Annotated in this window: 19 protein-coding genes and 2 tRNA genes; 12 read left to right on the forward strand and 9 right to left on the reverse strand. The window is 41.7% G+C overall.

The genetic code is table 11. The features are described 5' to 3' along the window. Positions 1 to 45 precede the first annotated feature (45 nt). Positions 46 to 765 carry a phosphate signaling complex protein PhoU gene (phoU, locus tag ACKI4H_RS00630; RefSeq protein WP_407303192.1) on the forward strand — a complete coding sequence of 240 codons (720 nt, stop codon included), beginning with the start codon at positions 46 to 48 and terminating at the stop codon, positions 763 to 765. A 107-nt stretch (positions 766 to 872) separates the two neighbouring features. Here phoU and ACKI4H_RS00635 read toward each other — a convergent pair whose 3' ends face one another. After that, positions 873 to 2,675, reverse strand: coding sequence for an ABC transporter ATP-binding protein (locus ACKI4H_RS00635; RefSeq protein WP_407303195.1), 1,803 nt, complete (start codon positions 2,673 to 2,675; stop codon positions 873 to 875). Positions 2,676 to 2,824: 149 nt separating this feature from the next. Between ACKI4H_RS00635 and ACKI4H_RS00640 the strand changes: the two genes are divergently transcribed. After that, entirely contained in the window at positions 2,825 to 3,442 is a 618-nt protein-coding gene (locus ACKI4H_RS00640) for an alpha-ketoglutarate-dependent dioxygenase AlkB family protein (protein WP_407303222.1), read from the forward strand. A gap of 211 nt (positions 3,443 to 3,653) precedes the next feature. Here the strand turns inward: ACKI4H_RS00640 and ACKI4H_RS00645 are convergent, their stop codons facing one another. Further along, positions 3,654 to 4,427, reverse strand: coding sequence for an IclR family transcriptional regulator (locus ACKI4H_RS00645; RefSeq protein ID WP_407303198.1), 774 nt, complete (start codon positions 4,425 to 4,427; stop codon positions 3,654 to 3,656). A gap of 481 nt (positions 4,428 to 4,908) precedes the next feature. Between ACKI4H_RS00645 and ACKI4H_RS00650 the strand changes: the two genes are divergently transcribed. The 3 genes from ACKI4H_RS00650 to ACKI4H_RS00660 are packed head-to-tail and all read left to right on the forward strand — an operon-like array spanning position 4,909 to position 8,277. Then, the gene (locus ACKI4H_RS00650; protein WP_407303200.1) at positions 4,909 to 6,996 is read left to right on the forward strand and encodes an FUSC family protein; all 2,088 of its coding nucleotides are present in this window, start codon (positions 4,909 to 4,911) and stop codon (positions 6,994 to 6,996) included. Between the two features lie 2 nt (positions 6,997 to 6,998). Beyond that, positions 6,999 to 7,205: a DUF1656 domain-containing protein gene (locus ACKI4H_RS00655; RefSeq protein ID WP_407303201.1), complete on the forward strand. Its 207-nt coding sequence runs from the start codon at positions 6,999 to 7,001 to the stop codon at positions 7,203 to 7,205. A gap of 46 nt (positions 7,206 to 7,251) precedes the next feature. After that, positions 7,252 to 8,277 carry an HlyD family secretion protein gene (locus ACKI4H_RS00660; RefSeq protein WP_407303202.1) on the forward strand — a complete coding sequence of 342 codons (1,026 nt, stop codon included), beginning with the start codon at positions 7,252 to 7,254 and terminating at the stop codon, positions 8,275 to 8,277. Positions 8,278 to 8,546: 269 nt separating this feature from the next. On the opposite strand, the gene ruvX is transcribed toward ACKI4H_RS00660, so the two are convergent. The 3 genes from ruvX to recN all read right to left on the reverse strand — a co-directional run bounded on the left by ruvX (position 8,547) and on the right by recN (position 11,318). Beyond that, complete coding sequence (gene ruvX / locus ACKI4H_RS00665; RefSeq protein ID WP_407303204.1) at positions 8,547 to 8,990, reverse strand: Holliday junction resolvase RuvX; 444 nt, start codon at positions 8,988 to 8,990, stop codon at positions 8,547 to 8,549. Further along, positions 8,983 to 9,537: a YqgE/AlgH family protein gene (locus ACKI4H_RS00670; protein WP_407303206.1), complete on the reverse strand. Its 555-nt coding sequence runs from the start codon at positions 9,535 to 9,537 to the stop codon at positions 8,983 to 8,985. Before ACKI4H_RS00670 ends, ruvX begins: the two co-directional genes overlap by 8 nt. Before the next feature lie 119 nt (positions 9,538 to 9,656). Then, on the reverse strand, positions 9,657 to 11,318 hold the full coding sequence (gene recN / locus ACKI4H_RS00675) for a DNA repair protein RecN (protein WP_407303207.1): 1,662 nt from the start codon (positions 11,316 to 11,318) through the stop codon (positions 9,657 to 9,659). 758 nt (positions 11,319 to 12,076) lie between these two features. Here recN and ACKI4H_RS00680 point away from each other — a divergent pair. The 3 genes from ACKI4H_RS00680 (at position 12,077) to ACKI4H_RS00690 (ending at position 14,231) form a co-directional block, all read left to right on the forward strand. Next, positions 12,077 to 12,400, forward strand: a complete 324-nt coding sequence (locus tag ACKI4H_RS00680) for a pyrimidine/purine nucleoside phosphorylase (RefSeq protein ID WP_067722386.1) — start codon at positions 12,077 to 12,079, stop codon at positions 12,398 to 12,400. Between the two features lie 132 nt (positions 12,401 to 12,532). After that, entirely contained in the window at positions 12,533 to 13,282 is a 750-nt protein-coding gene (gene rlmB / locus ACKI4H_RS00685) for a 23S rRNA (guanosine(2251)-2'-O)-methyltransferase RlmB (protein WP_407303210.1), read from the forward strand. Positions 13,283 to 13,313: 31 nt separating this feature from the next. Continuing rightward, the gene (locus ACKI4H_RS00690; RefSeq protein WP_407303211.1) at positions 13,314 to 14,231 is read left to right on the forward strand and encodes a DMT family transporter; all 918 of its coding nucleotides are present in this window, start codon (positions 13,314 to 13,316) and stop codon (positions 14,229 to 14,231) included. Here ACKI4H_RS00690 and coaE read toward each other — a convergent pair. The 4 genes from coaE to pilB are packed head-to-tail and all read right to left on the reverse strand — an operon-like array spanning position 14,228 to position 18,686. Further along, complete coding sequence (gene coaE, locus ACKI4H_RS00695; protein ID WP_407303212.1) at positions 14,228 to 14,842, reverse strand: dephospho-CoA kinase; 615 nt, start codon at positions 14,840 to 14,842, stop codon at positions 14,228 to 14,230. The two genes, ACKI4H_RS00690 and coaE, sit on opposite strands and share 4 nt — an antisense overlap. A gap of 15 nt (positions 14,843 to 14,857) precedes the next feature. Next, positions 14,858 to 15,718, reverse strand: coding sequence for a prepilin peptidase (locus ACKI4H_RS00700; protein ID WP_407303214.1), 861 nt, complete (start codon positions 15,716 to 15,718; stop codon positions 14,858 to 14,860). Beyond that, complete coding sequence (locus ACKI4H_RS00705) at positions 15,718 to 16,944, reverse strand: type II secretion system F family protein (protein WP_407303216.1); 1,227 nt, start codon at positions 16,942 to 16,944, stop codon at positions 15,718 to 15,720. The genes ACKI4H_RS00700 and ACKI4H_RS00705 overlap by 1 nt, the downstream gene beginning before the upstream one ends. A 29-nt stretch (positions 16,945 to 16,973) precedes the next feature. Next, on the reverse strand, positions 16,974 to 18,686 hold the full coding sequence (pilB, locus tag ACKI4H_RS00710; protein ID WP_407303217.1) for a type IV-A pilus assembly ATPase PilB: 1,713 nt from the start codon (positions 18,684 to 18,686) through the stop codon (positions 16,974 to 16,976). A 281-nt stretch (positions 18,687 to 18,967) separates the two neighbouring features. On the opposite strand from pilB, the gene tpiA reads away from it, so the two are divergent. The 4 genes from tpiA (at position 18,968) to ACKI4H_RS00730 (ending at position 20,364) form a co-directional block, all read left to right on the forward strand. Next, positions 18,968 to 19,759 carry a triose-phosphate isomerase gene (gene tpiA / locus ACKI4H_RS00715; RefSeq protein WP_407303218.1) on the forward strand — a complete coding sequence of 264 codons (792 nt, stop codon included), beginning with the start codon at positions 18,968 to 18,970 and terminating at the stop codon, positions 19,757 to 19,759. 13 nt (positions 19,760 to 19,772) lie between these two features. Further along, positions 19,773 to 20,102 (forward strand): preprotein translocase subunit SecG, encoded by a 330-nt coding sequence (gene secG / locus ACKI4H_RS00720; RefSeq protein WP_407303219.1) that lies wholly within the window; start codon positions 19,773 to 19,775, stop codon positions 20,100 to 20,102. Between the two features lie 53 nt (positions 20,103 to 20,155). Continuing rightward, positions 20,156 to 20,240 (forward strand) — tRNA-Leu (locus ACKI4H_RS00725). A 46-nt stretch (positions 20,241 to 20,286) separates the two neighbouring features. Continuing rightward, positions 20,287 to 20,364 (forward strand) — tRNA-Met (locus ACKI4H_RS00730). The last annotated feature ends 70 nt before the right edge of the window (positions 20,365 to 20,434 follow it).

A 20,434-nucleotide genomic window follows, 5' to 3' on the forward strand; every position in this document is an offset into this window, starting at 1 on the left:
GAACAAGATTTTTCATCCTAAAATCGCTGTTGTGGAGTAAGTCCCGTGCCAAATAATCCGGTGTTGAATCACCATATTTCTTCGCAATTTAATGAAGAATTGCAGGATGTAAATACCAAATTTATGACCATGGGCGGCTTAGTTGAACAGCAAGTTGCCAATGGGATTCGTGCTTTGTTGGATACTGATGCGAGCTTGGCGATTGATGTGCAATACCAGGACAATATCGTCAATCGTTTAGAGACGGAAATTGATGAAGCCTTAACCCTGATTTTGGCACGCCGTCATCCAGCGGCTATTGATTTGCGTATGGTGATAGCCATGTCCAAAGCCAATACCGATTTAGAACGTATTGGGGATGAAGCGGCAAAAATTGCACGTATTGCACAAAATTTGTGTGAAGAAGGTAATTCACCGCGCGGCTATATGGAAACCCGTCATATTGGTAACCAGGTGCGGGTGATGATTCATGATGCTTTAGATGCCTTTGCGCGTTTAGATGTCGATCAAGCTTTGCGTGTATTACTTGCCGATGCCGATATTGACCGTGAATATCAGTCGGCAACCCGTACCCTAATGACCTATATGATTGAAGATCCGCGTCATATTTCACGGGTGATTAATGTATTATGGGTGCTGCGTTCTTTAGAGCGAATTGGCGATCATGCGCGCAATATTTCTGAACAGGTGATTTATATGGTCAAAGGTTTGGATGTGCGCCACACCAGTGTTGAAGAAATTGAAGAGAAAGTTCAAGAACGTTAATTTCTAAATTAATTTTTAAAAAGCCTCAATTCAAATTGAGGCTTTTTTATCAGGATCAGATTCATTAAAACCAAATTTAAAGCACAGATTGCAAAGAGATTTGAGGGTTAACTATGCGTTTCTTCCTCGAAATCCTCCTCGAAAGTTTTGGCGATTTTTTCGATATTTAAGCTCTTGGCCATAGCATCAAAAATTTCTTTATACACACCTTCTTGGTGGTAGAGCGCATCATGTTCGCCGTGTTCGGCAATGCAGCCTTCTTTCATCACATAAGTATAATCTGCATCAATAATTTGCGACAAACTATGCGAAATCATAATCACGGTTCGGCCTTGCTTGATTTGATCCAGACTATGTTTAATTTGCTCCGAGGCAATCGCGTCTAAACTGGCAGTCGGTTCATCCAGAAAAATAATCGGTGGATTCTTTAAAAACATTCGGGCAAGCGCAATTCGTTGTTGTTGACCGCCTGAAAGCATCAGGGCATCTGCATCATACGCATGTGGGAGTTGTAAAATCTGTTCATGAATCGAAGCTTTTTTGGCTGCAGTCATGACCTCTTCGATAGTGGCATCAGTTTTGCCGTAGCGAATATTTTCAAAGATAGAACCTTGGAAAATATGATTTTTTTGCAAAACCAAACCAATATGATCACGTAAATAGTGAGTGTCGATGTCTTCTAGATTTATGCCATCAAGTTGAATCTGCCCGGATACAGGCGGGTAGAATTTATCCAGCAAACTGATCAAGGTTGATTTCCCCGCACCGGATAATCCCACCAAAGCCGTGATTTTATTCGGTTGAATCACCATGTTGATGTTCTTTAAGGCATGATGACCATTGGGATAATAAAATTCGACATTTTTAAGTTCGAACTTGCCTGTGATCACCGGTTTTTGTGCACCACTCGGCTCGATTTCATAGTCGGCTTCTAAAATTTTAAAGAAGCTTTCCGAGTAAATCATCGCATCATTCACTTCATCATAAATACGATGGAGCGAGCGAATCGGAGCTGAAACGTTATTGAATAACAGCACATGGTACATAATCATGCCAATACTCATCTGACCATTTAGCACAAAATATGCGGTTAAAATGATGATCAGCACAATACCAATCTGTTCGATAAAGGTTTTTAAGCCGTCAAACAGAAAACTGGTTTGGCGGGTCTGCATTTGATTGTTGGTGAGTTCTTTTTGCAGTTTGAGTTGTTTTTCGGATTCAATCGATTCACGGTTAAAAGATTTAATTACGGTAATCGAGTTAATAATACTTAAGATGCCTTGGCTCTTTTTTTCCCGTCCATCGCGAAGGTTGCGTCGCCATCCACCGAGTTTCTGGGCCTGTTTATAGGTCAGCCAAAAATAGATGGGCACAATACTTAAAGCCACCATGCCGACATAGACATTGGCATAGAACATCAGGCCGAGCGCTACAATTGCGCTGGTAAATAACGGCAGGATATCAATAAAGAAAATTTGCACCAGACGCGTTAGCGAACCAATCCCGCGGTCGATACGGGTTTGCAATTTACCGGCCTGGTTATTATCTTCATTAAAAAAAGCCAGTCGATAGGTCAGAAATTTTTCAATGATGCCTTGGGCTAAATCCTGCGAGACAAAAATTCGCAGCTTTTCGCCATAAAATTTCTGTCCAAATTGTACGAAGGCATTGATGACTTCCTTACCCAGTAAAATGACCGAGATGGTGATTAAAATATGCCAGCCTTCAGAGAGTCCTAAACCGGCTTCAATCAGGCGGTTAATGCTATCAACCGCATATTGTAAAGTTAGAGCATTCACTTGCGCGGTGAAGGAACCAATCAAGGTTAAAATTAGCGTTGCGATGACCAATAAGCGATAGGGGCGCACAAAGGGTCGAAGTTTTTGAAATAAGTGCCATAAATTCATATGCAATATTTTTATTGTTCAGCTTGATTTGAGTCTAAGCCTGATTTCTTGATGTCACAAGCGCATACAATGTTTTGAATTGTGAGCAGAGATAGTCCGCTAGAATAAAAGTGAATCTTACATTTATTTATGACTATATATTTTTGACCATGAACTTCGAATTGTTTGCACCTGAAACTCAAGCCAATCTCTTGCCGTATGACGGAATTGTAGAAGATTACGGTCTGATTTTAACGCCTGAGCAGAGTGAAAAATATTTGCAGTATTTTTTAAGCAATTTGGCTTGGCAACATGATCAGGTATTTTTATTTGGCCAGCATCATATCACCCAGCGCCAAGTGGCCTGGTATGGCGATGAAAACTATCAATATCATTATTCAGGCACCTTTAAGCAGGCCTATTTGTGGAATCCGGCCTTATTTCGTCTCAAGCAGCATATCGAAAAACTGGTCGGGCACTCTTTTAATTCCTGTTTGGCGAATCTGTATGAGGAGGGCACCCAGGGTCTGGGCTGGCACAGTGATGATGAAGCGACTTTAATCTCCGATACCGGACACGAAACGGTCATTGCTTCGCTAAGTTTCGGTGCAACACGTAAATTCAGTTTTAAGCATAAAAACAAAACAGAAAAAGTCGATCTACTTTTACATAGTGGTCAGCTGATTGTGATGCGAGGTCAAACACAGCAGTACTGGAAACATGCTTTAATGAAATCAACACGGATACACGAACCGCGTATTAACCTGACTTTTCGTTATTTTTTCTAAAGATAGCTATTTGCCAAGCCAAAAATAAAGGCAAAAAAAAGCTCATGCGTAGGCACAAGCTTTTCTCTGAGGATATTGCTCAAATTGTCATGAAATACAATTGGCTACCTGAAGAACAATAATCATATTATGAGAATAAGTTTAATAATTCAATTGTAAAATATGCTTTTATTTTGCATAAATTAATATTTAATTGAATTTTAATACAATTTTAAAGCCCATCATCGTTAGATAATTCTGCCAATTTTTTCTCAATCAGTTCCGCATTTTCCTGCAAGATTTCGATCAGTTTCTGAAAATTAATAAATTCAAAGCGATTTTTAGAACCTAATAAGGTCAAAGCCAAAGGCGGTTCTTTGCTGGAAAATTTTACTGGAATAGAAAGGCTGGCCAAATTCGGATCAACTTCCCCATTGGAAAAATAATAACCCTGCTTTTTAATCTGCTTCATCTGTAACAGAAACTCTTCTTCGCTATGCGCAAATCCGACTTCAGAAAATTCAGGCGCAAAGCGTTGGTAGTAATCTAACATGCGCTGTTTGGGCAAATGCGCCAGAATAGCTTTGGCAGAAGAACCCTGATAGATGGGGCGAGGGCAACCGCGACCATAAATCAGCGTGGTCATGTCTTTATACAGTTCATGATGAATATCAATACATGAATCATAATTCAGATGCGTAAGCAGACAACCGAATTCAGTACGTTCTACAATCTGCTGCATAAAGGGAATGCTGATTTGCACCAAAGGATCAGTGGTACGGGAAATATAGTCCAGTACTGCAATTTTAGAACCTAAGGTGTAGTCACCTGAAGTGCCACTCAAGCGCTGCAATAATTCTGAAGATACCAGTTCTTTTAAATACCGGTAACTGGTGGGTTTAGACAGTCCTAATTCCTCACTAATGATATCGACATTAATGATAGGGCGAGACACCGAAAACAGATCCAAAACGGTGAGAATCTTACCAAAACTAGAAATTGCCATAAATACCCGCTTGATCCAAGCATATAAAAAGAAAAACTAACTCCATTACTTTATAACAAAAAATTAGCCAGAGCAGAGCTTTTGTTGCAGGCAATGCCGTATTTGTCAGCATTTAAAAATATTTTATATCCAGCATGAGAAATTTAATGACAAAGGGTTAATTATCTTTTATTAATTATTGATGTATTATCATAATAAGATATTATTATTGACTTATATTAGTATTTTTGAAAAAATAAGCAAAATAAATATCTAATGATGAATTTTTAGCCCGGATGGGTTGACTGTTTTTTTCTATTTATCTCGCATAAAGAACCCGATGCGAAAATTTCTCCATTCATTTTGAATGACGATCATTTCTGATGGCATGTTTATCCATGTCTATTTTTTACACGATGTGTCTGTAAGATATTTCGTGCACTTTAGTCATCGTTAAAAAATCTGTGGAGTGAAGCGTTAAACCCAAATCTGAGATCAACCTATGCTGCTAACCAAACCCTTACTCGCATTTCGTCCAAATAAAATGGATTGGATTTTTGCGACTAAAACTTTTTTGGCAGGCATGTTGGCACTTTATGTCGCATTTTCTTTGAATCTGGCTTATCCGATTTGGGCCATTGGTACCGTGTTCGTGATTGCCAACCCGTACTCGGGCATGACCTCTTCAAAAAGTCTTTATCGGGTTTTGGGAACATTGCTGGGTGCAATTGTCTCGATTGCAGTCACCCCGCTTTTGATGAATACCCCGTGGTTATTTACCTTTTTCTTGGCGGCCTGGGTGGGATTTTGTCTGTATATTTCCCTGCTGGACCGAACACCACGCAGTTATGTTTCTATGCTGGCAGGTTATACCACAGTCATTATTTGCTACAACATTATTTATTATGCCGATACGGTGTCTATCTTTGATATGGCAATTGGCCGTTTCCTGGAAATTACCGTCGGCGTGGTCTGCAGTGCGATTGTCAGCACCACCATTTTCCCGCTGCATATCGGGCCGGTTGTGGAAACCCGTGTTGCAAAAACCATTCAGGATGTCAGTGTATTATTTAATCAGATCTTGCTGGATCAAAAACAGCTGGATAGTTACAACCAGTTGTTGGGGAATATCACCCGGAATACCTCGGATATCCATGCGATGGCGGTGCATTTATCGTATGAAAAATCCAACCTTCAAGGCATGACTAAACCGCTGCAGGAAATGCTGCATCAATTAACAGTATTGGTGGCAAATTTGGTGGCAATGTATGAGTGCATGAAACAGCTCGATCAAATTGATCGGACCTATCGCGCCCCTCTAGAAACGGCACATGCTCATATTGCCGAATTTTTAAAAGATGAGCATGAGATAAAACCATACGAACTCAATCTTTTACCGCCTCAGTTTGACTCTGATTTTGATGCTTTAGTGACATTGGCACGACCTGAACAAGTGATCATTTTAAACGGCTTGAAGATGGATATTCGGCATTTTATTCAGAATGTCCGTGCCGTGAAACTGATTTGGCAACGCATTCAGAAAGGCGATGATTCCTTGCCGGAAAGCATGAGTCCTCTAAGTACCCGTTATCCGAGTTTGCATCGCGATCATGGTATGGCGATTCGTGGCGGCATTTCGGCATTTATTATTATTATAATTGCCACCGCATTCTGGATTTTAAGTGGCTGGAAAGCAGGATTCATGCTGGCAGAAATGGCTGCAATCACTGCCTGTATTTTAACTGCCATGGATAATCCAGTACCGGCATTGAAAATGTTTATCCGTGCCAATATATACGCGGCGGCGGTGGTGTTTATATATGCCTATGGAATTTTCCCGCATGTCACCAGCTTTTGGGAGCTGGGTTTGGTTCTTGCGCCCTTCATCATATTCTGCCTGATGTTATTTCCACATCCACCCTTAACCGGACTGGGCCTGCCTTTGCTGATGGGAACAGTGATGGGGCTGAATTTTCAGAATACTTATGCACTGGATCAGATTACATTTTTTGATGCCTCTATTGGTTCGCTCATTGGTCCGATGATTTCAGTTTATGTGATTTACATCGTTCGGGCGATGTCTCCTGATATTACCGTACAACGCATTTTGGCCATGCATTATAAAGCGGTCAGAAAAGCTCTGTATCTGTCTTATGGTGCAGAGTTTAAACGGCATTTGCGTAGCATGCTGGATCGGATTGGAGTGCTCAACAGTAAAGCCGCTGTTCAGTCGAAAAGTTTAAAAAAAGAAATTCATTTGGCACTGATTGAAACCAGTGCAGTGATTGACCTGACACGACTGCAGGAGTTGATCAACAAACTGCCCGAGCAAGCACCTATTGTTTCTTCGATTGAAGATTTGCAGCAGTCGCTAGATGACTATTTCCGGGCCAAAGAAATGCAGCGACCACATGCCGATATTTTACAAAATTTATTGCATAGCCTTGCCGTGGTTCAGGCTGCAACCGATGAGGTGGAAAATCCCGATGTTGCACAGCGCCTGAAGATTTCACTCAACAATATTCGCAGCAGTCTGTGTCATCAAGATACAGGAAATAGGGCTGAACAGAAAATTTTGGCAGGGAGCTAAACATGGGCGAACTTAATCTTTATGGGGTCTATGTCCCGATCCTTTTAATTCAGAGCATTCTTGCGTATGTGCTGCTTAAAATCGTCATGATAGGAACAGATCGACTGGTTGATCAGGACTGGATCGCATGGCCAAGCATATTCAATTTGTGCCTGTATATCGTGCTGCTTTTTCTGCTGCATTGGCTGTTCATTCTGTGTGCCATCTAATGAACATCACTATTTCCCAAATTGAAATGAATGAGGTAAACCTGAAATGACATCTTTTGATCTGCGCAAAATAATTCGACCGATTATTTTGCTGGTGGTGGCGCTCATCGCGATTTTCGCCATTATCCATATCTGGAACTATTATAATTCCGAACCGTGGACGCGTGATGGGCGTGTACGTGGCGATGTGATTCAGGTATCTTCTGACGTTTCGGGTCTGGTGACTGAGGTCTTGGTACAAGATAACCAAAGCGTTAAAAAAGGGCAGGTGTTGTTTAAAATTGATGTCGCCCGTCAAGCCATTGATGTCGAGCAAGCCAAATCTGATTTGGCCAAGGCCAAAGCGGGTTTAGCTGCAGCTCAGGCTGAACTGGCCCAAGCTCAAGCCAATGTAGTGAAGTCTGAAGCAAATATTAACTGGGCAGATAAAAATGCCAATCGCTATTCCAGCCTGATGGATGGCGCGATTTCCAAACAAGAACAAGAGCAGATGTTTGCAACGCGTGATCAGTCCCATGCAGAACATGAGCAAATGCTTGCAGCCATTGCGCAGGCCAAAGCCAATATCGTGCAGCAAAAAGCGCTCATTGAAGTGGCGAGCAGTAATCTGCATCTGACCCAACTGAATCTGAATCGCTCTGAAGTGGTTGCACCAACCGATGGCACCTTATCCAATTTTGAACTGCAGCAAGGCAGTTATGTCAAGGTGGGGCAAGCAGTTGCAGCACTATTAAACCGTCAGCAGTTATATATTGTGGGTTATTTTGAAGAAACTAAGTTAAATAAAATTTATGTCGGTGCACCTGTAACCATTCAAATGATGGGTGATTCTGAAAAATTAACAGGTCACGTTCAAGGGATTGCATCGGGTATTGAAGACCGCGAACGCACTTCGACCTCTGGACTTTTAGCCAATGTAAATCCCACCTTTAGTTGGGTCCGTTTGGCACAACGTGTGCCGGTAAAAATTATTCTGGATGAAAAGCCGAAAAATGAATTGGCTTTTATTGCAGGACGTACCGCAACCATTCATATCAAAAAACCAGCCAGGTCATTAATACCAGTCAGTTAATAAACCGATGGGTATTTTAAATTCATGATGTTATTTGATATGCGGAAACTTCATTCGCAACTTGAGCAAGAACACAGCACTACGTTGTTGTTGCTCAAGGAAAACTAAATTTAAAAAACAAGATTCCGGTGTGAATGACACAAAAGATAAAAGGGAGGGTGCAACCGCTGAATTGATCAGCATTAGCCAGGTAATCGAATTGATTGGTTGATTTCAATAAAAAAGCCATTCAGGGTTGAATAGCTTTGTATCATTGATGTTTCATTAAATTAAGGTCTAAGCCCTTCAGGATTGCGATACCAGCTTTCAATAAAAAGTGCAGCAGCCACACTATCTGCAGACAGTTTTTTTGCGCGACCTTGAGCTTGATAATGACCCAGCTCATCGCGCGCTTCACGGGTGGTTAAACGCTCATCGACCATCAAGGTTTCAATATTGGTCTGATGACGCAAACGGCGGGCAAACTTGCGTGAACGTGCCGAAAGTTCAGATTCGCTATCATCCATATTCAGCGGCAAACCCACTAGAAATAAGCTCGGTTGATATTGTTTAACAATCTTCAGCAATTCATCCCAGTTCGGGATTCCATCTTTCATGGGAAACAGGGTAAGGGGAGTGGCACTTTCAATCAATGATTGCCCGACCGCCATACCCATTTTCTGTGTACCAAAATCGAATGCCATAATCAGCTGGGGTTGTGATAAATTAGGCATGTCCAATCTCTGATGAAAGCCAATTGCGGTCTACGCCCATTTTTTTATAGGCAGCATCCCAGCGGTCGTCATAAGGTAAGTTAAAAATTAAATCCATATCCGAATCACAGATGAGCCAGTCGCCACGTGCCAGTTCTTTTTCAAGCTGGTTTTTGCCCCAACTCGCATAACCCAAGGCAATTTGATAACGTCCAACACCTTCGTTATGTGCAATGGCATCTAGAATATCTTTAGATGTGGTAATACAGACATTTTCACCCACCGCAATGGATGAATGCCAGGTTGGCTGACCGGTATGCAGCACAAAGCCTGCTTCCGGACGTAAAGGCCCACCCTGTAATACATCATGGGGATTGACATTATCCGCTTCAATTTCCAGATCGTTCAGTAATTCTTTGATGGAAAGACCGGACGGGCGGTTAATGATAATGCCTTGAGCACCATCTTCATCATGTCGTGCCAAATAAATGACTGTATTGGCAAAAAAATCATCGGCTGAATCAGGAGGTGCAATCAGACAGCGATGCGTCAGATATTGTTTATTCATCTAAGCCATTCCCTCCTTAAAATCAAAAAATCTGATTAAATTAATAATAATGCTTTTATGAGAAACTTACTCAACTAATTGAGTTTTGCCCATCATTTTTTGTGATTTAGTCTGTAAACTTATATCTGATGAAACTTAAGCTGGCGTAATTGTTTGGCATGTTGCAAGGTCGTATCATTAATTTCGACACCGCCGGTCATGCGCGCCAACTCATCAATTCGTTGCTCTTCATTCAGGTCGATAATGGTACTGCTTGCCGGATCAGTTTGACGCTTTTTAACCAGTAGGTGCTGATCGGATTGTGCTGCCACTTGGGCCTGATGGGTGATACATAAAATTTGTACATGTTGGGCTAAATCTGCCAGCAAGCGTCCGACCATTTCTGCGGTACCGCCACTGATTCCGACATCAATTTCATCGAACACCAGCACTTCAGATTCGGTTTTTTCTGCATTCATCACTTGCATCACCAGTGCAATACGTGACAGTTCACCACCAGATGCGACACGTGCCAAAGGTTGTGCTGGAATGCCCTTATTTGCAGTAAACATCAGTTGAATAAAGCTGAGGCCTTCCGATGATGCCTGTTCCAACGGTTCAAACCTGAATTCAAAATAGGCTTCAGGCAATGCCAGTTGTTTGACTTGCTCTGTGAGCTTTTTAGCCAAAGGTGTCGCGGCTTCGCGACGAATCTCATCCAGGTGTTGGGCTTTGGCTAAAAAGTCTTGATGCGACAATTCTACCTGTTCAGCTAAAGTCTCCGGGTCTTCCAGCTGATGCAACTGTTCAAGTTCAGTCTGCCAGGCTTCATATTCTTCTTTCAAGTTTTCAGGCTGGGTACGGTATTTACGTGCTAAACGGTGAAAGATTTCCAGTTGCGAATTGAGCTCTTCCATACGTTCAGGATCAAAACTTTGACGGTCAATAAATAGATGTAAATTTGCCGTCGCATCAGCAAGCTCACTTTGCGCATTTACTAATGAATTGTAAATTTCTGCGAGTTGCTCACTTCGACCGGCATGCGTTTCAAGGCGGCGAATGATTGAAGAGACTTCCTGGGTAATATTGGGTTCTGCTTCATCCAGCGCATTTAAACTATAGCTACAATCCAGCATAATATGTTCATGATGGCTTAAACGGTCGAACTCTTGCTCAATCTCTTTATAGTCAATCTGAGTAATTTCTTCGAGTTCTTCAAGCTGTAATTCCAAGGTTTCGATCCGTTGTTTACGGGTCGCTTGCGCATCTAATGCAGCTTGATGCTGACGAATATCTTTTTGCCAGGTGCTGTAGGCATCCCGGACATCCTGTGCAGGCTGATAAAAATTGTTGTAACGATCGAGCCAGTGCTTGGGATAAGGATGTTCCAGTAATTGTTGCTGGCTGTGCTGACTGTACAGTTGCACCAGTAAACGACCAAGTTCTTTCAGTTCAGCTAGGCTGCTTGGGCGACCATTAATCCATGCTTTGCTGCGGCCCGTTGCAAAAATCACGCGTCTTAAATGGATTTCGCCGGATTCATCATCTAACTCATGCGCTTTCAGCCATTCAGCTTCGGGACTGTGTTCTTTATAACTGAAAACAGCAGTAACATCGGCTTTATCGGAGCCAAAACGCACGTAATTGGTATCGGTGCGCTCACCTAAACAGGCAGACAGGGCATCTAGTAATAAAGATTTACCTGCACCTGTCTCACCGGTCAGGACATTGAAACCTGGTTCAATATCAATGGCTAAATGATCGGCTAAAGCAAAGTTGATCAGAGTTAAGTGTGTCAGCATAAACGCATCCGAGCTGCGAAAAGTTTTAATCTAAGATAGTGAAATTTTGTTTTGGTCACAAGCCAGCTTTTATTTTAAGATGACGTAAAACATCACTATTTTACCCGATATTCATAATGAAAATACCTTTTACCCAAGATACCCTATAAAAACAACATCTGCTGCAATTGAATTCAATATTACTTTGCTATTCAGAAATATATAGCTAAGCCTGCCGGAAGAGGGGCTGAGGCAGATAAACCTACATCAGTCATGTTCAAATAGTTTGCGGGATTTATATCCGTATGCCTCGGTTAATTACAGAAATATTTTGAGTAAGGATATTTTTTCATCCTATTGAAACCATGCTTCACAATGATATGAGAAATGACTAAATTTCTGTCGATGAAAATCATGGAGCAGTATTTCTAACCAGTATTTGGGGGGAGGTTCAAATATGGAATTAAGTCAGCCAATTAAGTTTTAGAGCTAGAGTAAATTTCTAGGTCAACTGTCATGGTTTTGGTACGACATTTGCTACTTGAAAAAGCAGATAAACCTTTAGTCGATACAGTACAAAACTTATTTGTGCTTATGCTAAGGTTGATTTAGACTCTCGCAAACTCGTGCTAAATCTAGCTTTTATTTAGTGCAGAAACAACTGCAACAATTTGTAAAATATTGATTTAGCCGTATGAAACACCGATTGATTAGTTGCGTGCAGCTCTTTAAACTACATCAATCAAAAATTATAAATGCGCATTATCTGGAGAATACGCATGTCAAATCAGTTTGATCATGTTTCTGTTATTAAAAAATCGAATGTTTATTTCGGCGGTTCATGTATTAGTCATACCGTGCAATTCGAAGATGGTACAAAAAAGACCTTAGGGGTGATTTTACCGACTGAACAAGCACTGACTTTCGAAACACATGTCCCTGAACGTATGGAAATTATTTCAGGTGAATGCCGTGTACAAATCGCGGATAAAATCGAGAGTGAATTGTTCCGTGCAGGACAGTCTTTTTATGTCCCTGGCAATAGCCGTTTTAAAATCGAGACTGATGAAGTCCTGGATTATATTTGCCATTTAGAAGGCTAGGCATAAGTCGTATTAAGGCAAAGAAATTTTAGCCTGAATCAGTTAAACTAGATTTAAGCATCAATCCTGTAAAGTCAGCTTTGCAGGATTTTTCTTTTTTTGCATTGTATGCACACATTTTAGAGGCCGTTCATGGCAAAAACCGAATATTTTTATGGCGTTCACTCAGTGGAGTCATTACTTGAGCTTGAGCCAGAGCGTGTACTTACTTTGTTTACGCTAAAAGGTCGTGATGATCAGCGTTTGAAAAACGTTTTGGCTTTGGCTGACCCTTTCGGGATCAGTGTGCAACAAGCCAGTCGTGACAAACTGGAAAAATTGGCGGGTCAGCCTTTTCATCAGGGTGTGGTTGCTGCAGTTCGTCCACATCCAACATTGAATGAACAGGATCTGGATGATTTGCTGAAACAAAATCCACAAGCGCTTTTATTGGCTTTGGACCAAGTCACTGATCCACATAACCTGGGTGCGTGTATCCGTACCGCAGCCGCAATGGGTGTTGAAGCGGTGATTGTTTCGCGTGATCGTTCTGCAAGCTTAACCCCGACAGCACGTAAAATTGCTGCGGGTGGGGCAGAGAAAGTGAAGTTTATTCAAGTGACCAATCTTGCGCGTACCTTGGGTAATATAAAAAATGAATTCAATGTACGTGTGGTCGGTACCATGCTGGATGAAAAAGCATTACCGATACAACAGTTTGATTTTACCGGCACCGGTGTATGTGTGGTGATGGGCGCTGAAGATACAGGCTTGCGTCCAATTACCCAGTCACAGTGTGATCAGACGGTTTACATTCCTATGGCAGGCAACTTGCAAAGTTTAAATGTCAGTGTGGCAACAGGTATGGCGTTGTATGAAGCTTGCCGCCAGCGTAATGTGTAATTTTATTATCTCAATTTAAAAGTTGTTTGTTATGTCTCCCCGGTCTCAAGGTTATCTCTATGTCGCCATTACCATGTGTATTTGGGGGGGATTTACCATTACTTCCCGCTTAAATGCACAGTGGGGAATCAGCGCTTGGGATATCACGGCTTTACGTTTTGCTCTGGCATTTTGTATTTTAATGCCGATCCTGATCTATAAAAAAGACTTGGCCTTTTTATGGAAAAAAGAACCCTTTCTTTTGGCGATGATCGGTGGGGTCGGATACTGTCTGACCTCATATAGTGCTTTCCATTATGTACCTGCAGCGCATGCAGCTATCTTTCTAAATGGCTGTCTTCCTCTATGTACAGCGCTTGCCGCATTTTTTCTATTTAAACAGCCTTTTGATAAACATACCTGGGTTAGCCTGATCATTATGCTCGCTGCAATCAGTGCAATGAGCTTCTTGATGTATCGGGAAACTGGTGTAGCTTTTGGTTTTGGCGACATGCTATTTTTGTTGAGTGCAATCTGGTGGGGTGTATTTACCGTGCTATTGCGGCAATGGAAACTTTCTGCATGGCATTCTATGGCCGGTGTAGCCATCTGGTCAGCAATCGTTTATGTGCCGATTTATTTAATATTTTTACCAAAAAATTTAACCGAACCTGAGCCGCTCCATTTATTGATGCAGGTGATTTTTCATGGCATTTTTGTGGTGATTGTGGCGACACTGACTTATGTGGAAGCCATCAAGCGCTTAGGTGCATTTAAGACCGGCAGTATCGTGACTTTGGCCCCTTTTATGGCAGCAGTTCTCGCTGTACCGCTATTAGGTGAACCTTTAAGTCTGGCGATTATTTGTGGCTTGATCGGTATGGCGATTGGTGCTTTGCAACCGTGGCGCTGGATCATACATAAAGACAGTTTGCAGCAGCGACTAGACCAACAAAAAAAGCAGTCTTAATCGACTGCTTTTTTTTGCTTGCTGCGTTCTAAATAAGCATGATGCAACGGTTTTAAATGGCTATATAAATGATCAAGATGACCATCATTTAGCACGATATCATCTGCCAGGCTTCGTTTCTGCTGACGCGGCATTTGTGCCTGAATTATTTTCTGAATCTGTTCAGTTGATTGCCCATCACGTTGACTAGCACGCTGAATTTGTAATTCTTCAGTTGCATCAATGAGTAACGTATGATCGGTTAATTCATGTTGATTGGTTTCAAACAATAGGGGAGAAACTAGAATCGCATAAGGACTGGCTGCAGCATGGAGTTGTTGGATAATCGACTGGCGAATCGCAGGGTGGGTGATGCTTTCTAGTACTTTACGCGCGTTCGGATCTTTAAAAATATGTTCACGTAAAGCACGACGATTCAGTTCTCCATTATCTAAAAGAACCCAATCCCCAAATGCCGCGTGAATTTGTTGTAATGCAGGTTGTCCTTTTTCTACAATCTCACGTGCCACCATGTCGGCATCCACAACAGTGATGCCTTGGGTTTCAAACCATGTACTTGCTGCAGATTTTCCGCTACCAATACCGCCTGTTAAACCCAAGATAAAAGTCATTTACTCACCTAAAAATTATTGCCCTAAATAGACTTTCATAATCTGCTCGCCCCAAATAAACGCAATCCAGCCTGCAATGGCAATATAAGGACCAAAAGCAAAAGGCTGGTTTTCTTTACGTATTTTTAGCAAAATAATGCCAATGATTGCTCCCACTAGGGATGAAAGTAGCACAATCAATGGCAGCATTAAAGGACCCATCCAGGCACCTAAAGCAGCAAGTAACTTGAAGTCTCCATACCCCATGCCTTCCTTGCCGGTAATAATTTTAAACAGGTAATACACAATCCAAAGACATAGGAAGCCAATAATATAACCCCATATTGCCGAGGTTGGAGAGGTATAGATGGCATAGCTATTAATGCCCAAACCCAGTGCTGCCAAGGTAAGGGTGTAGCGGTCAGGCAAAAGTTGAGTATCAAAATCAATAAAGGTCAGTGCAATGAGGATCCAAGTCAACAGCAAACCAAAGAGCATTTGTAGGGTTGGACCAAATACTGCAACGATCACCAATGAACATACGCCAGTGAGTAGTTCAATCAGTGGATAACGAATGCTGATTGGATTTTGGCATGAACCGCATTTACCGCGTAAAGCAAGCCAACTGATGACAGGGATATTTTGATACCAGCGAATTTCAGTTTGACATTTAGGGCAAGTTGAAGCCGGTTTACTTAGGGTGAGTTTGGATTCATCAATGATTGGTTGTTCGGGATGTAAAAACAATTGGCAATCGTTACGCCATTCTTGTTCCATCATCTTGGGTGTACGGTAGATGACGACATTTAGAAAACTACCGATGCACAGACTAAAAAGCCCAACTGCAACATAAAGCGCAATTGGGGTATTTGTAAAATAATTAATCAACTCTTGCATTAAACGACTGAACCCATTTGGAAAATTGGGAGATACATGGCAATAACTAGACCACCGACGAGGACGCCAAGCACCGCCATAATTAAAGGCTCCATCATGGAGGTTAGGCCGTCTACAGCATTGTCGACTTCATTTTCAAAATGCGTCGCCACTTTATCCAGCATACTGTCCAGCGCGCCTGATTCTTCACCAATTGCGACCATTTGCACGGCCATGGAGGGGAATTTGTTGGTGACACGCATGGCAAATTGCAATTGTTGACCAGTGGCAACATCATCGCGAATTTTCATCACGGCTTCTTCATAAACACAATTGTTGGTTGCACCTGCGGTCGACTCTAAAGCATCAATTAAGGGTACACCTGCAGCAAAGGTGGTTGCTAAAGTACGACTGTAACGCGCGATAATGGCTTTATAAACCAGATCACCAAAAATAGGCGCTTTTAGCGCTGCTTTATCGAGGAAATCACGGAATTTTTTACTGCGTTTTTTTGCTTCCATAAAGCCGGCAATAATGGCACCAATGACAATAATCAGCACAAACCAGTATTTCTGCATCCATTCCGACATATTTACCACCATCTTTGTGAATGCGGGTAAGTCTGCACCAAATGAACTAAACAATTCCTGAAAGACAGGAACGACTTTCACCATCAAGATAATTGTAACAACTAGGGCAACGACAATTACAGCCATAGGATATTTCATGGCTTTTTTAATTTTTTGTTTTAAAAGTTCACTTTTTTCTTTATAGATGGCAACCCGGTCAAGCATGGTTTCTAGTGCACCGGACTGTTCACCGGACTCAACTAAGGAGCAAAAAAGATTGTCAAAATATTGAGGGTATTTTTTAAGGGCGCCTGCAAAAGTATTACCGCCTTCAACTTCACCTTTAATGCCGAGTACCACTTCACGCATAGAGGGATTTTCAAGTCCTTCAGCAACAATTTCAAAGCTTTGCACCAAAGGTACACCTGCTTTCATCATGGTCGCCAGTTGGCGCGTGAAAATGGTGATATCGAGTGTAGACACCTTTTTTTTCATCAAGCCTTCGAGAATATTTTTTCTCTTTTCCCGAATCGTCTTAATGGTAATTCCTTGCTTGCGTAAGGTCACTTTGGCAAGTGCCATGTTACGTGCAGGTAATTCTCCTTTAAGTTTCTCCCCTTTACGGTCAACCCCTTCATAACTGAAGGTTGGCATCATCTGTGCTTTTTTAACAGCCATGAATTTATCCTTATTTTTAAATGCTTGATCTATTCGCTGGTCACACGATTAACTTCCTGAAGAGAAGTCACCCCCTGCATGACCTTGATTAATCCTGAACGACGTAAATTATTAAACCCCGATCTTGAAGATGCTGCAGCAATTTCAAGTGCATTGCCATCTTCCATAATAATTTTCGAAATTTCAGGTGTCACTTTCATGACTTCATAAATACCGACACGACCCTTATAACCTTCTCGACATTCTGAACAGCCGACAGGTTGATATACTTGAAAATCTGGGTGTTTAAGATCTTCTTCTCGAAATCCCATTTCCAGTAAGCTTGGTTCGGGAACATCAGCAGGAATTTTACATTGTGGACATAGACGTCGAGCTAAACGTTGTGCAATCACCAAGTTTACAGAGGTGGCAATATTAAAGGAAGGTACACCCATATTCCTTAAGCGCGTCAATGTTTCAGGAGCACTGTTGGTGTGGAGTGTGGACATCACCATATGACCTGTCTGAGCGGCTTTAATGGCAATTTCCGCTGTTTCTAAATCTCGAATCTCACCGACCATCACAATATCAGGATCCTGACGCAGGAATGACTTGAGGGCAGCAGAAAAGGTTAAGCCGACTTTGGCATTGACATTGACCTGATTGATCCCTTCCAGGTTAATTTCCACAGGATCTTCGGCCGTTGAAATATTGGTGTCTTCACGGTTTAGGATATTTAAACCGGTATATAAAGAAACGGTTTTACCGGAACCTGTTGGACCTGTAATGAGGAGCATGCCTTGCGGTTTGTCCAGCGCTTGCATAAATAATTCTTTTTGCTCGGGTTCATAGCCCAATGCATCAATACCCAGCATTGCACTGGATGGATCCAGGATACGCAGTACTAATTTTTCACCAAACAAGGTGGGTAATGAGTTGACACGAAAGTCGATGGCTTTACTTTTAGAAAGTTTGAGTTTAATCCGTCCATCTTGCGGTAAGCGCTTTTCAGAAATATCCATCTGCGACATTACTTTTAAACGTGAAGCTAAACGTGTTGCCAGTTGCAAGGGTGGGTTGGCAATTTGGCGTAGAACACCATCGACGCGATAACGAACCCGATAACTTTTTTCATAAGGTTCAAAATGTAAGTCAGAAGCGCCCATACGAATCGCATCAATCAATAATTTATTAATATATTTAACAATCGGCGCTTCATCTGCTTGTTGCTCATTGTCATCATCATCTTTTTGACTCAGATCTTCTTGCTCGAGATTTAAGTCGATATCATCATCGGAGAATTCAAACGTATCTGCTTCAGCAAAGTTTTGTTCAATCAGTTTTATTAATTTTTGATGTTCGACAATCACGGCTTCAATATTCATTTTACTACTGAAGCGAATTGCATCCATGGCATCCATATTGGTTGGATTACTGGTGGCGACATACAGTAAATTGCCGCGTTTAAAAATAGGCAGCACACCATGTTTGCTAATCAGTTTTTCATCCATTCCTTCACGGATAATTTGTGCCGAATCATAAACACTAAGGTCGAAAAGCGGTTCCCCAAACTCTTGAGAAATCTTCTCTGCAATTTCTAAGGAGGAAATTTTGAACTGATCAATGAGAAAAGGAACAATATCTTGATTGGCTTTTTTTGCACTTAATACTGCATTCTGCATGTTTTCAGCAGAAACTAAGCCATCTTCAACCAAACGGCGAATAAAACCAGTGAATCTTGGTGAACCTTGTAATGCTGTCATGCCTTAATATGCCTGCTTAATCAATTTGTTTATAATTGGTATCTTTAAATTATACTTTTGTTATATAAAAATACCATATCTTAAAATGTTGTCATCTACTTAATATCAGATAAAAGTTTGAACCAGTCGTAATTACATGCCGAAGTTTTTCTTGAGAATGCTGTGATGACCTGTGAAAATTAACAATGGCCTAAAAAAAGCCCTGTGAAAATTTTCTAAAAAATATTGAATTCCGTGTAGAATGTGCGCGGTTAAATGAATTGTTTTTAATAGGTTACTGTATGTCGGGTTCGGCTATTACGCCTTGGGTTGTTGGCAATTGGAAAATGAACCCAATGCAGGCAGACACCAAAGCGCTGTTAAATGGTTTTAAAGAATTATTGCAAAATAATGAAATTAAAGAAGAAGATTGTCATATAGGGATTGCGCCTACGATGCTGGCTTTAACCGGTGTTCAGCAAGAATTAGCAAGTTCGGTTCGACCTGTTTATACCGTTGCGCAGAATGTTTCGCGCATTGCGGGTACAGGGGCATATACTGGTGAAGTGAGTGCTGAACTTCTGAAGGATCATCAAATTGATTATGTACTGATTGGTCATTCAGAGCGTCGGGAAATCTTTGGCGAAACTGCGAAAATACTCAATGAAAAAGTTAAAAATGCTCTAAATGCAGGATTAACCCTCATTTACTGTGTCGGTGAAAGTTTAACCCAACGTGAAAGTGGTCAAGCAGAACAGGTGGTATTACAACAAATCTGTGATATTGCCGCAGTTGTTCAAACTGAACAGTGGCAAAATATTGTAATTGCCTATGAACCGATTTGGGCAATTGGCACCGGTAAAACCGCTTCACCCGAAGATGCGCAAGCCATGCATGCTAAAATTCGTGAAGGTTTAACTCAAATCACAGCCTTCGGTCCAAGCATTGCCATTTTGTATGGCGGTAGTGTTAAAGCTGAAAATGCAGTAGAGTTGGCCGCCTGTCCAGATATTAATGGTGCGCTGGTTGGCGGTGCATCTTTAAATGCAGAGTCTTTCTATAAAATTGCTCAGGCTTTTGCAAATACACAATAATTAGGAGTTCAGCATGCAAACTTTTGTGCTGGTAGTACATATTATCTTAGCCATTTTAATGATTGTACTGATTCTGGTACAACATGGTAAAGGTGCAGATGCAGGCGCATCATTTGGTGGCGGCGGTGCTGCAACTGTATTTGGTGCTTCAGGTTCAGCGAATTTCATGACTCGCTTGACTGGCATTTTAACGGCTTTATTCTTTGTTACCAGTTTGACTTTAGCGGTGTTTGCCAAAAAACAAACTACAGATGTTTATAGCTTAAAATCAGTGCAAACCACCACGACTGCGCCGGCCAATTCGAATGAAACTTCGCCAGTCGCGCCGAAAACAGGCGAATAACCTGATTTAGTCCTTTCTTTTTGGACCTGATCCGACTAGAATGCGACACAGCTGCGGTGGTGGTGGAATTGGTAGACACGCTACCTTGAGGTGGTAGTGCCTTCGGGCGTGGGGGTTCAAGTCCCCCCTTCCGCACCAACTTGTAATCCAGAACATAAGTTGGTGTTGTGCAGCAAATCTGTTGATGCGGGATGGAGCAGTCTGGTAGCTCGTCGGGCTCATAACCCGAAGGTCGTTGGTTCAAATCCAGCTCCCCCTACCACTTTTTGATTAAGGTGCAACTTAATCAAGCAGCCATTGAACAGTTTTTGATTGAAAATGCTCAGTGAATT

The sequence above is a fragment of the Acinetobacter sp. genome (genome assembly GCF_045628685.1).
Taxonomy (GTDB): domain Bacteria; phylum Pseudomonadota; class Gammaproteobacteria; order Pseudomonadales; family Moraxellaceae; genus Acinetobacter.

What these genes read in the sequence shown, in the direction of transcription:
- ACKI4H_RS00635 (WP_407303195.1), bottom strand. Translation starts at nt 2,675, where the DNA reads ATGAATTTATGGCACTTATTTCAAAAACTTCGACCCTTTGTGCGCCCC.
- ACKI4H_RS00640 (WP_407303222.1), top strand. Translation starts at nt 2,825, where the DNA reads ATGAACTTCGAATTGTTTGCACCTGAAACTCAAGCCAATCTCTTGCCG.
- ACKI4H_RS00645 (WP_407303198.1), bottom strand. Translation starts at nt 4,427, where the DNA reads ATGGCAATTTCTAGTTTTGGTAAGATTCTCACCGTTTTGGATCTGTTT.
- ACKI4H_RS00650 (WP_407303200.1), top strand. Translation starts at nt 4,909, where the DNA reads ATGCTGCTAACCAAACCCTTACTCGCATTTCGTCCAAATAAAATGGAT.
- ACKI4H_RS00655 (WP_407303201.1), top strand. Translation starts at nt 6,999, where the DNA reads ATGGGCGAACTTAATCTTTATGGGGTCTATGTCCCGATCCTTTTAATT.
- ACKI4H_RS00660 (WP_407303202.1), top strand. Translation starts at nt 7,252, where the DNA reads ATGACATCTTTTGATCTGCGCAAAATAATTCGACCGATTATTTTGCTG.
- ruvX (WP_407303204.1), bottom strand. Translation starts at nt 8,990, where the DNA reads ATGCCTAATTTATCACAACCCCAGCTGATTATGGCATTCGATTTTGGT.
- ACKI4H_RS00670 (WP_407303206.1), bottom strand. Translation starts at nt 9,537, where the DNA reads ATGAATAAACAATATCTGACGCATCGCTGTCTGATTGCACCTCCTGAT.
- recN (WP_407303207.1), bottom strand. Translation starts at nt 11,318, where the DNA reads ATGCTGACACACTTAACTCTGATCAACTTTGCTTTAGCCGATCATTTA.
- ACKI4H_RS00680 (WP_067722386.1), top strand. Translation starts at nt 12,077, where the DNA reads ATGTCAAATCAGTTTGATCATGTTTCTGTTATTAAAAAATCGAATGTT.
- rlmB (WP_407303210.1), top strand. Translation starts at nt 12,533, where the DNA reads ATGGCAAAAACCGAATATTTTTATGGCGTTCACTCAGTGGAGTCATTA.
- ACKI4H_RS00690 (WP_407303211.1), top strand. Translation starts at nt 13,314, where the DNA reads ATGTCTCCCCGGTCTCAAGGTTATCTCTATGTCGCCATTACCATGTGT.
- coaE (WP_407303212.1), bottom strand. Translation starts at nt 14,842, where the DNA reads ATGACTTTTATCTTGGGTTTAACAGGCGGTATTGGTAGCGGAAAATCT.
- ACKI4H_RS00700 (WP_407303214.1), bottom strand. Translation starts at nt 15,718, where the DNA reads ATGCAAGAGTTGATTAATTATTTTACAAATACCCCAATTGCGCTTTAT.
- ACKI4H_RS00705 (WP_407303216.1), bottom strand. Translation starts at nt 16,944, where the DNA reads ATGGCTGTTAAAAAAGCACAGATGATGCCAACCTTCAGTTATGAAGGG.
- pilB (WP_407303217.1), bottom strand. Translation starts at nt 18,686, where the DNA reads ATGACAGCATTACAAGGTTCACCAAGATTCACTGGTTTTATTCGCCGT.
- tpiA (WP_407303218.1), top strand. Translation starts at nt 18,968, where the DNA reads ATGTCGGGTTCGGCTATTACGCCTTGGGTTGTTGGCAATTGGAAAATG.
- secG (WP_407303219.1), top strand. Translation starts at nt 19,773, where the DNA reads ATGCAAACTTTTGTGCTGGTAGTACATATTATCTTAGCCATTTTAATG.